Annotated in this window: 11 protein-coding genes; 1 reads left to right on the forward strand and 10 read right to left on the reverse strand. The window is 73.9% G+C overall.

Annotated features, from left to right (window positions below; translation table 11 throughout):
• Nucleotides 1-43: 43 nt before the first annotated feature.
• Nucleotides 44-265 (reverse strand): hypothetical protein, encoded by a 222-nt coding sequence (locus tag C892_RS0120090; protein ID WP_017539033.1) that lies wholly within the window; start codon nucleotides 263-265, stop codon nucleotides 44-46.
• Nucleotides 266-1148: 883 nt separating this feature from the next.
• On the opposite strand from C892_RS0120090, the gene C892_RS0120095 reads away from it, so the two are divergent.
• The gene (locus C892_RS0120095; RefSeq protein WP_017558638.1) at nucleotides 1149-1787 is read left to right on the forward strand and encodes a CHRD domain-containing protein; all 639 of its coding nucleotides are present in this window, start codon (nucleotides 1149-1151) and stop codon (nucleotides 1785-1787) included.
• 276 nt (nucleotides 1788-2063) lie between these two features.
• Here C892_RS0120095 and C892_RS0120100 read toward each other — a convergent pair whose 3' ends face one another.
• The 9 genes from C892_RS0120100 to C892_RS0120140 form a co-directional block, all read right to left on the reverse strand.
• Nucleotides 2064-2879, reverse strand: a complete 816-nt coding sequence (locus C892_RS0120100; RefSeq protein WP_017558639.1) for a DUF1295 domain-containing protein — start codon at nucleotides 2877-2879, stop codon at nucleotides 2064-2066.
• 3 nt (nucleotides 2880-2882) lie between these two features.
• Entirely contained in the window at nucleotides 2883-4244 is a 1362-nt protein-coding gene (locus tag C892_RS0120105; protein ID WP_017558640.1) for a class I SAM-dependent methyltransferase, read from the reverse strand.
• Between the two features lie 2 nt (nucleotides 4245-4246).
• Complete coding sequence (locus C892_RS0120110) at nucleotides 4247-5566, reverse strand: SAM-dependent methyltransferase (protein ID WP_017558641.1); 1320 nt, start codon at nucleotides 5564-5566, stop codon at nucleotides 4247-4249.
• A complete protein-coding gene (locus C892_RS0120115) occupies nucleotides 5563-6345 on the reverse strand; it encodes a DUF1365 domain-containing protein (RefSeq protein WP_017558642.1) in 783 nt (260 codons plus the stop codon). Before C892_RS0120115 ends, C892_RS0120110 begins: the two co-directional genes overlap by 4 nt.
• Nucleotides 6342-7640, reverse strand: a complete 1299-nt coding sequence (locus C892_RS0120120) for an NAD(P)/FAD-dependent oxidoreductase (RefSeq protein WP_040685524.1) — start codon at nucleotides 7638-7640, stop codon at nucleotides 6342-6344. Before C892_RS0120120 ends, C892_RS0120115 begins: the two co-directional genes overlap by 4 nt.
• Before the next feature lie 186 nt (nucleotides 7641-7826).
• A complete protein-coding gene (locus tag C892_RS0120125; protein ID WP_017558644.1) occupies nucleotides 7827-8561 on the reverse strand; it encodes an anti-sigma factor in 735 nt (244 codons plus the stop codon).
• Nucleotides 8561-9163, reverse strand: a complete 603-nt coding sequence (locus tag C892_RS0120130; RefSeq protein WP_017539025.1) for a sigma-70 family RNA polymerase sigma factor — start codon at nucleotides 9161-9163, stop codon at nucleotides 8561-8563. Before C892_RS0120130 ends, C892_RS0120125 begins: the two co-directional genes overlap by 1 nt.
• A gap of 89 nt (nucleotides 9164-9252) precedes the next feature.
• Complete coding sequence (locus tag C892_RS0120135) at nucleotides 9253-9912, reverse strand: fasciclin domain-containing protein (RefSeq protein ID WP_017558645.1); 660 nt, start codon at nucleotides 9910-9912, stop codon at nucleotides 9253-9255.
• An 88-nt stretch (nucleotides 9913-10000) separates the two neighbouring features.
• Nucleotides 10001-11536: a molybdopterin-dependent oxidoreductase gene (locus C892_RS0120140; protein ID WP_017558646.1), complete on the reverse strand. Its 1536-nt coding sequence runs from the start codon at nucleotides 11534-11536 to the stop codon at nucleotides 10001-10003.
• Nucleotides 11537-11830 lie beyond the last annotated feature (294 nt).

Genomic DNA, 11830 nt, shown 5'->3' on the forward strand with positions numbered 1-11830 from the left:
CCCCGGGCCGGGGCACGCCCGGCCCGGGGTTCCGCGTCCGCGCTCAGGCGCAGTTGCAGATGGTGTTCTGGCAGGTGTCGGCCGTGGCCGGGCCGGTGCTGGTGATCCCGCAGAACTCGGACATGATCACCGTGCAGATCGGTCCCAGGGTGGGGCTGCCCCCTTGGGCGGCGGTCAGCTCCTCGTCCCCCAGCTCCACCGGGCCGATCGGGTGCCCGGAGTCGGAATCGGTGAAGCTGACGCGCAGCAGGTCGTTCGCAGGCATGGCCTCTTCCTTCCTTCTTCATGGGGACGGGCACCGGCCGGAACCGCGCGCCCGAGGACGTCCGCGTTGCCGCGGAGCCGTCGCCGCGCCCGGTCTCCGTCTCCGACCCGGCGCCCCCGCTTCCCCCGTCGAACCGTTCGGCGCTTCCGGGACGGGTCGGTGCCCCGGTTGCGCACAGCAGGAAGCATCACAGGAGAACACCGGCGCGCCCCCACGTTTCGCCGATCTTCGAAATCACTCGCAGAGGCGGCCCGAACAGGAGGAAGGCCGACTCGGCCCAGAGACCGCGCCCATCAGGAGCAGCAGCACCCGACGACCGGCGGGGAGCCGCCGAGCGCCCGTCCCCTTGTGCGGGGGGGGCGCCCGCCTTCGGCCACCGCCACGACGAAGCCGGTCGGTCCGCACACGGAGCACAGGGGCCCGAACTCGGCGGGTCGGCGACCCTGGCCGTGACCGGCACCGGCCGTCCGACACGGGTGGCTCGACGATCGTTGCGGCGCCTGCAGTACCGGCCCGAGGTTCGGGGACCTGTCGGCCCACGTCCGCCCCGCCCTTCTGGTCCGGCGCCGCACGCCGCACGGCCCGAGCAATGCGGTGCGCCTCGGCGGAGACGCTGGAACCGGGGGCTGCCCGCACAGGAACAACGAAGACCTGTGCACCAGCCCCATGACCGGCTCGGGCGACTCAGCGCCGACATCACCCCGGAGCAGGGGGCGCCTCGGATGCCACGGGAGACGCGCCCGGCGAACGGCGGTTCGAAGGCGGAGCGGGCGGACACCCGGCAGCCGAACGGCCACCCCCGGGTGACCACACAGGGTTTCAAAGTGATTACAATTGGTAATCACATGATCGGCCCTGCCCGCATCCTTCGGAGGAAGTACCCATGCAGATCCGCAGTGGCTTCGCCTGTGCCGCCCTGACGGCCTTCGCCCTCACCCCGCTGAGCGCTGTGAGTGCCCACGCCGCCGACGTCCCCGGCTACCCGGGGGTCGAGGAGTACACCGCCGACCTCCGGCCCATCACCGTCAACCGGTCGCAGGCCGCGGGCACCGCCACCGTCTTGCTGGACGGAAACGAGGCCCACGTCCGCATCACTGTGGACGGCCTCCTGGCGGACCACCCGCACGCCCAGCACATCCACATCGGAGGCCGCGGGGAGTGCCCCACCGACTACGAGGCGGGAGAGCACAACGGCATGCCCGCCCTGAGCACTCTGGACGGCCTGGACGCCTACGGTGGTGTGGAGACCTCCCTGACGACCGAGGGCGACACCTCGGCCGACAGCACCCTGGCGGTCGACAGGTTCCCGACCGCCCCGGACGGCATGGTCGACTACGACCGCACCTTCGAACTGTCCCAGGCCGCGGCGGACGCCGTCCGGGAGGGCAATGCCGTGGTCGTGGTCCACGGGATCGACTACGACGACGACGGCACCTATGGGGACGCCCTGGGCGCCAGCGAGCTGGACCCGAACCTGCCCATGGAGGCCACCCATCCGGCCGCCTGCGGTGCGCTCGCCTGAGGCGGGGCGATCGACGCAGATGACCCGATGACGGGCATACCGCCCCGCCGGCTCCCGACGGATGGGTGACCGGCGGGGCGGTACGACGATCCGGCCCCGGCCGTCTGTGGCGGCACGGGACGGCGCCGCGGACGCGCACCGTGCGGATGCCTCGGCGCCGGGCGGCCCCTCCCGGTCGGCACCGCCGACGCCGTCGGACTCACCGCCGCCGGCGTCACCTGCTCTGGCGGGCCGGATGCCCGGGTGCGCGTTCCCCGTGCTTCGACTCCTGACGGTTCAGCGTCGGGGCGGCAGGGGCAGGAAGCCGCTCGTGCGGCGGGCGTAGGCGTCCCAGTCTGGGCGGGTGCTCATGCGGTTCTCCAGGAGGCGCTTTCCGGATCCCACGGTCAGCAGAAGGGTCATCGCCACCGGCGCCGGCAGGGTGAGCGCCCCCTGCCAGGTGTCGGCGGCGATGAGGTAAAGGCCCCACCACACGCACGCGTCTCCGAAGTAGTTGGGGTGACGCGTCCAGGACCAGAGGCCGCGGTCCATGATGCGGCCCCGGTTGGCGGGGTCGGCCTTGAAGCGTGACAGCTGGGCGTCGCCGATCGCCTCGAACAGGAACCCGGTCAGCCACACGGCGACCCCCGCGAAGAGCAGTCCTCCGGCGGGGCCGGGCGTGTAGGCGGCGGCCTGGACCGGGAGGGAGATCGCCCAGACCAGCGCCCCCTGAGGCAGGTACACCATGCGCAGTGCGCGGGCGTCGCGTCCTCCCTGGTCGCCGGAGAGCAGGTCGGTGTAGCGGGGGTCCTCTGCGGCTCCCCGGCCACGGCGGCCGATGTGCAGGGACAGGCGCAGGCCCCAGACCACCGTGAGGACCGCAGCGGCCCAGGTCCTGAGCGGGTCGCCGTGGCCCGTGGACAGCACCGCCGACACCAGGGCGACCAGGGCGAAGCCCGATCCCCAGGCCACGTCGACCAGGTCGTGGCGCCCTTGGCGGCGCGCGAGCAGGAACGTCACGCCCATGAGCAGCGCCACCGCCGCGACGGTGATCGCCAGGTTGGCGCCGAAGGCGGCCGATGCGCTGTTGGAGAAGGGGAGGAGAGGGGACACCGGTCAGCGCACCCTCTCCGTGCCGGCGCGGACATCGGCACGGACGCCTGCACCTGCTGGGCGTACGGCCACGATCTGGTCGACGCCCATGCGCCCCTCCTCGAAGGCGAGGGCCCCGCCGGCCAGGTAGAGGCGCCATACACGGACCGTCTCCACGCCCATGAGGGCGGTGATCTCGTCCCAGCGCCGTTCGAGCTCGGCCGACCACGCGCGGGCGGTGCGCACGTAGTGCTCGCGCATGGCGTGCACGTCGCGCACCTCCAGACCCGCGCTCTCCAGGTGCTCGATGGTCCGCCCCAGGGGGCGCATGTGCATATCGGGGGCGATGTAGGTCTCGATGAACGGCCCTCCCCCGGGATGGCGCCCGCGCCGGGACATCTGCTGGACGAGGAGTCGGCCCTCCGGGGCGAGCAGCGCCCGCAGGCGCTCGGCGAACGGGCCGTACTCGCGGCGGCCGACGTGCTCGCCCATCTCGACCACGGCGACGGCGTCGAACCCGCCGGGGGCGCCGGCGTCATCGGCCCGGAGGTCGCGGTAGTGGCCGAGCCGGACCTCGACCAGGTCCTCCAGCCCGCGTTCGGCGACGCGGGAGCGGACGAAGCCGGCCTGCTCGGTGGAGAGGGTGAGGGCGGTGACGTGGGCCCCGTGGTGCTCGGCCGCGTACAGGGCAAGGGAGCCCCAGCCGCAGCCCAGGTCGAGCAGCCGGGCCCCGGGGCGCAGCGCGAGCTTGCGGCAGACCAGGTCGAGTTTGGCGTGCTGCGCCTGTGCGAGGTCCTCGGCGTCAGTGGTCCAGTAGGCGCAGGAGTAGGCCATCGAAGGATCGAGCAGCATCCGGTAGAGGTCGTTGCCCGCGTCGTAGTGGTGGGCGATGGCCGCCGAGTCGCGCCGGCGGCTGTGCAGGCGCCCGCTCATCCGCGCCTCGGCCTCGGGCGGTGGGGGCACCGGCCCCACGGCGCCCAGCACCACCGCCGTGTGCACAGCCCGCGCGACGGCCAGGGGCGAGGGACGGAACGGGCCGCGGTCCGCCAGCGCAGCGAAGACGCGGCGAAGTGCATCTGTGAGGTCGCCCTCGGCGTCGATCTCCCCGGCGACATAGGCCCGTGCGAATCCCAGCTCGTCCGGCCGCGCTATGACGCGCCGCAGTGCGGCCGGGTCGTGCAGCACGAGGGCGGCCGCGCCGTCGGGCCCGGCCTCGCTGCCGTCCCAGGCGCGGACGCGGACGGGAGACTCCCCGCCGAACAGGCCCTCCACGGCCGACACGATCATGTGCGCGGCCCCTCGGGGGCCGAGGAAGGGGCGGTCGGGGCGGACACCGTGGGCGATGCGGGTCACGGGCGGTGCGGGGGTGGCGGTCGGTACGGCCATGTTCAGTCACGCTCCATGGTGATCTGTTCGACGTCGATCATTCCGGCGCGGAACCCCGCTTCGCAGTAGGCCAGGTAGAAGGACCACATGGTGCGGAAGACGGGGTCGAAGCCGAGTTCGGCCACCTGCGCATCGGCGGCCTCGAAGCTCGCGCGCCAGATGCGCAGGGTCTCGGCGTAGTCGCCGCCGAAGGCGTGGCGGTCGGTGATGCGCAGCGCCGTGCGGGTGCGCAGCTGCTCCTCGATCGCGGGCACCGATGGGATGAGCCCGCCGGGGAAGATGTACTTGTGCATCCAGGTGTAGGAGCCGCGCGAGGCCCGCATCAGGGAGTCCTCCATGGTGATGGCCTGGAGGCCGACCCGCCCGCCGGGGGCGGTGAGCCGGTCGAGGGCGGTGGCGTAGACCGGCCAGTACCGCTCCCCCACCGCCTCGATCATCTCCACGCTCAGCACGGCGTCATAGGAGCCGGTGACCTGGCGGTAGTCGCACAGCCGGATGTCGGTTCGGTCGGCCACCCCGGCGCGCAGGGCCCGCTGGGCCGCCCAGGCCCGCTGCTCCGCCGACAGGGTGACCGAGGTGACCTGCGCACCACGCCGGGCCGCGCGCACGGCCAGTTCCCCCCAGCCGGTCCCGATCTCCAGCACGCGGGTGCCCTCGCCCACCCGGGTGCGGTCCAGCAGGCGGTCGATCTTGCGGCGCTGGGCCTCGGCCAGTTCCGCGGGGCCGGCCTGGGCGGCGCGGCCTCCGGCGGCTCCGGAACCGTCGTCGAACAGCGCGGCGGAGTAGGTCATGGTCGCGTCGAGGAACAGCGCGAAGAGCTCGTTGGACCGGTCGTAGTGGTGCCGGATGTTGCGCCGTGCCCCGTCCCGGGTGTTGTCGTCGCGCCCGGACCGGCGCGGCAGCACCGCGTGGCGGAGCGGGAGCAGGGGGCGCGGGGCCAGGTCGGAGTAGTGCTCGGCGAGGACCGTGAGCAAGCGCACCGGTTCCGGTGAGGACCAGTCCCCGGCCATGCGGGACTCACCGAACCCGATCAGCCCCGCGGCCCCGAGCCTGGCGTAGAAGTCCGCGGGCCGGTGCAGGTCGAGCAGCGGGGCCTCCGGCCCGCCCCCGGCGGGCAGGGGGCCGGCCGGTGTCCGGACGCGGATCGGGAGCCGCGCGAAGGCGTGCTCGGCCAGGAGCCGCGCGGCCCGCCCCCGTACGGGGGCGCGCGGCACGCGGGCCACGTCCGGCCAGCGCACCGGGTCGACCGGGGCCCCGGGGCCGACGGCCGGATCGGGCCGCCCTTCGGAGCGCTCCTGCTGGGGAGGACGGATGGTGCTCATCGCTGTTCCACTGCCTGTTCTGTGTGGTCTGTCTGTTCCGTCGCGGGTTCGGTCGGGGGGTGCGCTGCGGGGCGCGGGACGATGCGCAGCCCGCGCAGCAGGAGCCGGATGCCCTGGGCCCGGATGCGCAGGGCCCCCATGAGGGGGGTCACGGGGTGGCGCAGGGCCAGGCGCAGCACGGAGCGGGGGGTCGCCGGGCGGCGCTCGCCGCGCAGGGAGGCGGCGAAGACGGTGCGTCCGCCGCGGACCAGGCTGATCGCCAGCCGGAGCGCGCGGTCCGGCTCGGGAACGCTGATCCGGTAGTGGCCGTCGACCGGGTTGAACGGAGAGACGTAGAACGCCTTGTCCGTTCGGGCCCGGCCCTGCCGGTCGGTGCGGAGCAGGTAGCGGTGCCGCTGCCGGTAGGTGTTGTGCACTTCGGCGACCACGCACACGGGGCCGCCGTCGGCGCCGTGGCACCAGTAGACGGTGAGCGGGTTGAACACGTGGCCCAGGACGCGGGCGTGGGCGAGCATCAGCACGCGGCCGCCCTGCAGGTCGATGCCGTGCTCGGCCAGGTAGGCGTCGACGTTCCCGCGCAGGGTGCCGGAGGGGTCGCCGCAGTGGTCCTGCGCGCGGAAGCGTGCCAGGGGACGGAGCGGGGCGGGCAGGCGGGGCGGCGCGTCCAGGTCCACCAGCCAGTAGTAGCCGCGGTAGGCGAAGGCGTGGTGGAGGGGCTCGGTGCGCGTGTGGCGCACCGTCGCCTCGTAGAGCGCCGGTGCCGTGGTCAGGCCGGTCATCGCCGCGCCCCCAGGCGTTCGGCCGCCCGCACCCCGGAGCGGCATCCGTCCTCGTGGAAGCCCCAGCCGTGGTAGGCGCCGGCGAAGACGAGGCGGTCGTCGCCGAGGCCGTCGAGCCGTGCCTGTGCGGCCACGGACTCGCCGGTGTACACGGGGTGCTCGTAGACCGTCTCCGCGATGACCCTCTCGGGCGCGACCGCGCCGTCGGCGTTGAGGCTGACCAGGTAGTCGGACCCGGCTCCCAGCCCCTGCAGGCGGTTCATGTGGTAGGTCACCCGCACCGGGGAGCGGCCGGGCAGGCAGGACTCCAGGCGGTGGTTCCACGCGGCCCAAGCCCCTTTGCGGCGCGGCATGAGCGCGGTGTCGGTGTGCAGACGCACGCGGTTGCGGGAGTACCCGAAGGCGCCCAGCACGGCGCGCTCCTCGCGGGTGGGCCGGTCCAGCAGGGCAAGAGCCTGGTCGGCGTGGGCGGCCACGACGCACCCGTCGAAGCGGGCGGCGTCGCCGTCGTCGGTGTGCACCTCGACGCCGCCGCCGGTGCGCACGACCGCGCGCACGGGGGTGGAGGTCCGCACGGAGGCCAGCGGCTTGGCGATGCGCTCGACGTAGGTCCGGGACCCCCCGACGACCGTCCGCCACTGGGGCGCGCCTCCGAAGGAGAGCATGCCGTGGTGGTCCAGGAACGCGAACAGGTAGCGCGCGGGGTACTCCAGGGCGGTGCCCGCGGGGCAGGACCACACCGCCGACACCAGGGGGACGAGGTAGTGCGCGACGAAGTAGGACGAGTGCCCCGCCCCTCGGGCGAAGCCGGCGAGGGTGGGTTCGTCGTCCGGGGCGCCGGCGGGCCCGCGGTCGAGCAGGGCGCGTGCGGCCCGGTGGAAGCGCGGCACCTCGGTGAGCATGCGCAGGTACCGGGGGCGCGCGAGCACGCCGGGCCCCGGCGCCAGGCCGCGCAGCCCGCGGGAGCCGGCGTACTCCAGGCCGCAGCCGCGGCACTGGACGGACAGGCTCATCCCGGTGGGCCGGGTGGCGACGCCCAGCTCGTCGAAGAGCGCCGTCAGTTCCGGGTAGGTCCGGCGGTTGTGCACGATGAACCCGCTGTCGACGGCGAGCGGGGCGCCCTCGGGGGCGGGGACGTCGTGGGTGTGGGCGTGCCCGCCGAGGCGGTCGTCCGCCTCGAAGAGGGTGACCTGCGCGCCGCCGCGCTGCAGAAGGTAGGCGGCGGTGAGGCCGCTGACCCCGCTTCCCACAACGGCGATCCGGCGCTCCGGTTCCCGTCCGGGCGAATGGGCCATGGGTCGTCGCTCCCCTTGTCCGTCCTGTCGGCGTCCGGGTTCTCCGGAGCCTCGTCAGGGGTTCGGTGCACGACGGCGGGGTGGATTGGTCCGTTCTCGAGGCGCCCTGCGGCACCGATCACGAGAAGGTCCGGGGGCGGCTTCCCCAGGCGCCGCCCCCGGACCGGGGAGAGATGCGGGGGAGGGTCAGCCCTCCAGCGGCATCTCCATCATGGGCTCGCTCGTGGGCTGGTCGGATCCCCCTTCGGGCTCGACGGTGACCGCGATGCCCTCCGCGTCCCCGATGCCGCCGGCCAGGACCGGATCGACCTCGCCGTCGGCGGCGACCTGCAGCAGTCCGGCCGAGCGCACCGAGCCGTCCGGGTCGGCCAGCCAGAGCTGGTAGTCCTCTCCGCTGAGCGGTTCCAGTCCTTGAGCGCTGAAGACGAGGGCTTCGCGGCTCTGCGAGGAGACGGCCGTCACCGCCACCCCTTCGGTCGGCTGGGCCCCGGCCACCTCGGCGTCGGGCGCCGAGAGCACCGCGGCGATCTGCCGCTCGTTCTCCTCCAGCTCGTTGATCCGGTTCTGCTGCCAGGCCACGGCCCCGCCCAGCACCAGCACCACGGCCAGGCATGCGGCGAGCGCCCATGCCCCGCCCCAGCGGGACCACCAGGAGCGCGGTGAGGCCATGCGGGTCTCGGCCGGGGCGAGCTGCCGGGTGCGGGCGACCTCCTCCAGTACGCGGGCGCGCATCCGCTCCGGCGGCGTGTGAGCGGCTGCCTGCCCCATCAGGGCCGCCGTCTCCGTCATCCCGCGCACTTCCTGGACGCAGGACTCGCAGCGCGCGAGGTGCTCCTCGAAGCGGCGCAGATCCTCCTCGGGAAGGGCGTTGAGGGCGTAGGCTCCGGCGAGCGTGTGCAGATCCTGGCGAAGTCGGGGCATCACCATTCCACCCCCAGGCAGTCGCGCAGGCGGATCAGGCCGTCGCGCATCCTCGTCTTGACCGTGCCGAGCGGCGAGGACAGCAGCTTCGCCACCTCGCGATAGGTGTATCCGCCGTAGTAGGCCAGACGCACCGCCTGGCGCTGCAGCTCGGTCAGCGTCTCCAGGCACCGGCGGACGCGCTCGCGTTCCAGCCGGCCCGTCGCCTCCTCCTCCACCTCGTCGAACGGGGGACCGTCGCCCACCGTCGCGGCGCGCGCCTCACGGTCGCGTCCGGCCTGGTCGCTGCGGACCCGGTCGACGGCGCGCCGGTGGGCGAGCGTCATCATCCACGCCTGCGGGCTGCCCCGGTGCTCGTCGTAGCGGCAAGCCGAGCGCCACACCTCGACCATCACCTCCTGGGCGACCTCCTCCGATTGGGCGGGGTCGCGCAGGATGCGCCGGACCAGCCCGTACACCGACGGGCTCATGCGGTCGTACACCTGCTCGAAGGCGCGCTCGTCGCCGCGGGCGACGCGGTGCAGGAGACCGGTCAGGTCCTCCTGGGGCGCCGCGCCGCCTTCGGGGACGCCGGCCAGGTGCCGTGCGGAGTCCTCGTTCATCGTCCTCGTTCCTGTCCCAAGGCCGAACCCGGGCGGGCCCTGTCCACCGCCGACCCGCCCGGGCGCCTGAACACCTCGGCCTGCGGCGCCTAGCCCTGGGGCATCAGCACGCCGTCGATGATGTAGACCGTGGCGTTGGAGGTCTGCACGTTTCCGCAGACCACGTTGGCGTCTCCGTTGACCGTGTACTCCTCCCCGGAGCCGGAGGTCTCCACCTTCTCGCCCTGCAGCGAGGTGAAGGAGCCCTCCTCCAGGTCCGAGGGCGCCTGCTTGCCCTCGACGACGTGGTAGGTCAGCACGTCGGTGAGCTGGTCCTTGTCCTCCAGCAGGGCGTTCAGGTCCTCCTCCGGGATCTTGTCGAAGGCCGCGTTGGCCGGCGCGAAGACGGTGATGTCCTCGGCGCCGTTGAGCGTGTCGCCCAGTTCGGCCTGGGTCACGGCCTCGACCAGGGTGGACAGCGCCGGGTTGTTGGACGCGGCGGTGGCGACGGGGTCCTCGGCCATGCCGGAGAAGCTGCCGGCCCCGTCCTCGGGGACGTCGGCGCAGGCCGGGCCGAACGGCTCGTCCATCGCCATGTCGGTCCCCCCGTTCTCGGTCTGCTCCTCGGTGGCACCGGCGTCACCGCCGTTGCCCCCGGACTCCTCCTCGCCGCCGCCGGACATGTCGCCGCAGGCGGCGAGCCCGAAGGCGAGCACGGCGGCGGCGGAGGCGATCCCGAACCTGCGGATGTAGTCGGTGCTCATGGTCATCCTCTTCTTCCTTCTGATCTTTCGCTCGTGTTCCGTTGTGCTCTGGTGGGGGTGCGGACCAGGGCCCGAGCGGCGCGGCGCGCCGTGCTCACACCGTGGTGATCTGCACCGAATGCCAGCCCGTGGCCCCGTCGGGGATGGGCTCGGCACGTTCTTCGGTCTGCGTGTATCCGCTGTTGTCGGTGGCCCGGACCTCGAAGGTGTGCCGCCCGGGCTCCAGGTCGAACTCCGCGCTCCACTGCACCCAGGTGTCGATCCCGGGCACGTCGGCGAGGTCGGCCTCGCGCCAGGGGCCGCCGTCGGCGCGCACCTCCACCGCCTCGATCCCGCGGCGCTGCGCCCAGGCCGCGCCGGCGACGGTGGTGGGCCCGGCGTCGACCTCGGCCAGCGGCCCGGGAACGTCGATGCGGGACATGGTCTTGATCGGGGCCTTGACCGCCCAGCCGCGCTGCGCCCAGTAGGCGCGGGCGTCGGAGAAGCGGGTGAGGCGGATGTCGGTGACCCATTTGGTGGCGCTGACGAACCCGTAGAGGCCGGGCACCACCATGCGCACCGGGAAGCCGTGCGCGAAGGGGAGCGGCTCGCCGTCCATGGCGATCGCCAGGAGGGCGTCGCGCCCGTCCAGGACCGCCTCGGTCGGGGTGCCGCAGGTCCAGCCGTCCTGGGAGGTGCTCAGGATCTGGTCGGCCCCGCTGTGCACCCCGGCTTCGCGCAGCAGGTCGTCCAGGCGCACGCCGAGCCAGCGGGTGTTGCCGACCAGGTCGCCGCCGACCTGGTTGGACACGCAGGTCAGGGTGGTGTCGGACTCGACCAGGCGGCGCCGCAGCAGGGCGTCGTAGTCGAGTTCGAGGGGCCGGTCGACCAGGCCGTGGATGCGCAGCAGCCACCGGTCGGGGTCGACCCGGGGGACCGACAGGGCGGTGTCGATGCGGTAGAAGTCCCGGTTGGGGGTGGTGAAGGGCGGCAGCCCGCGGATGCCCAGGTCGGCACCGCGCGGCAGGGACGGCAGCGGATCGGCCGCCGGGGGCAGCCGGAGCGCGGCCCGCTTCTCGGCGATGCCGACGCCGGAGGCCAGGTAGCGCCCGAGGCCGCCGGCCGCACCCGCGAACGCCAGCACACCGGCGCCGGCGACGAGGAAGCTCCGCCGGGAGGAGGCGGCCTGCGGGATACCGGCGGACCGCCCCCTCCGCGGTCCGCCGGCCGCCGCGTCCGCAGAGACGCTCTGTGCGTCGGCGTCGCCGGGCTCACCGGAAGCGCCCGCTTCGGGCCGGGCAGGGCCCGGACGCCGGGCCGCGCGCAGGAGCAGCAGCAGGGCCGCCTCACCGGCCAGCGCGCCGACGACGACGGGCACGAGAGCCAGCGGCTCATCGGCGCGGCGCGCCGCCACGGCCACGGCTCCGACCACCGCGAAGACGGCGAGTCCGATGTAACCGATGACGGGGCGGCGCAGCGCGAGGAGACCGAGCACGGCCGCGAGGAGAACGATCGCGGCGTACATCCCGGCCAGCAGCGCGATCTTGTCGTAGACCCCGAACACCGCGATGGCGAACTCTTTGGCCCAGGCGGGGCTGTTGTCCACCAGGGCGTCGCCCACGACGATGACCGGGGAGGCCGTCCCCAGCACACCGGCGGCCAGCTCCCCGGCCCCCAGGGCCGCGCCCGCCGCGAGGATCCCGGTGGCTGCCCCGGTCGCGGCGAAGCGAGGGCCCCGCCTTGCGTCTGCTTCTCCCGTGCCTTTCACACCAGGGGTTCGGCGCCCCGGCACGGCCGGATTGGTGGCCGGCGAAAAAGTTCTTCGTCCCTGACCGCCGCCTCCCGCACGGCAGCCACTTTGTCCCCGTCCTGCGGTCCTTTTCGCAAGCTCGGCGCCGCTACGGCCGGATACGAACAGCGCACCCGCCCCTGTGCGGGGCGGGTG

Source organism: Nocardiopsis baichengensis YIM 90130, from assembly GCF_000341205.1.
Taxonomy (GTDB): Bacteria; Actinomycetota; Actinomycetes; order Streptosporangiales; family Streptosporangiaceae; genus Nocardiopsis_A; species Nocardiopsis_A halophila.

What these genes read in the sequence shown, in the direction of transcription:
- C892_RS0120090 (WP_017539033.1), bottom strand. Translation starts at nt 265, where the DNA reads ATGCCTGCGAACGACCTGCTGCGCGTCAGCTTCACCGATTCCGACTCC.
- C892_RS0120095 (WP_017558638.1), top strand. Translation starts at nt 1,149, where the DNA reads ATGCAGATCCGCAGTGGCTTCGCCTGTGCCGCCCTGACGGCCTTCGCC.
- C892_RS0120105 (WP_017558640.1), bottom strand. Translation starts at nt 4,244, where the DNA reads ATGGCCGTACCGACCGCCACCCCCGCACCGCCCGTGACCCGCATCGCC.
- C892_RS0120110 (WP_017558641.1), bottom strand. Translation starts at nt 5,566, where the DNA reads ATGAGCACCATCCGTCCTCCCCAGCAGGAGCGCTCCGAAGGGCGGCCC.
- C892_RS0120115 (WP_017558642.1), bottom strand. Translation starts at nt 6,345, where the DNA reads ATGACCGGCCTGACCACGGCACCGGCGCTCTACGAGGCGACGGTGCGC.
- C892_RS0120120 (WP_040685524.1), bottom strand. Translation starts at nt 7,640, where the DNA reads ATGGCCCATTCGCCCGGACGGGAACCGGAGCGCCGGATCGCCGTTGTG.
- C892_RS0120125 (WP_017558644.1), bottom strand. Translation starts at nt 8,561, where the DNA reads ATGCCCCGACTTCGCCAGGATCTGCACACGCTCGCCGGAGCCTACGCC.
- C892_RS0120130 (WP_017539025.1), bottom strand. Translation starts at nt 9,163, where the DNA reads ATGAACGAGGACTCCGCACGGCACCTGGCCGGCGTCCCCGAAGGCGGC.
- C892_RS0120135 (WP_017558645.1), bottom strand. Translation starts at nt 9,912, where the DNA reads ATGACCATGAGCACCGACTACATCCGCAGGTTCGGGATCGCCTCCGCC.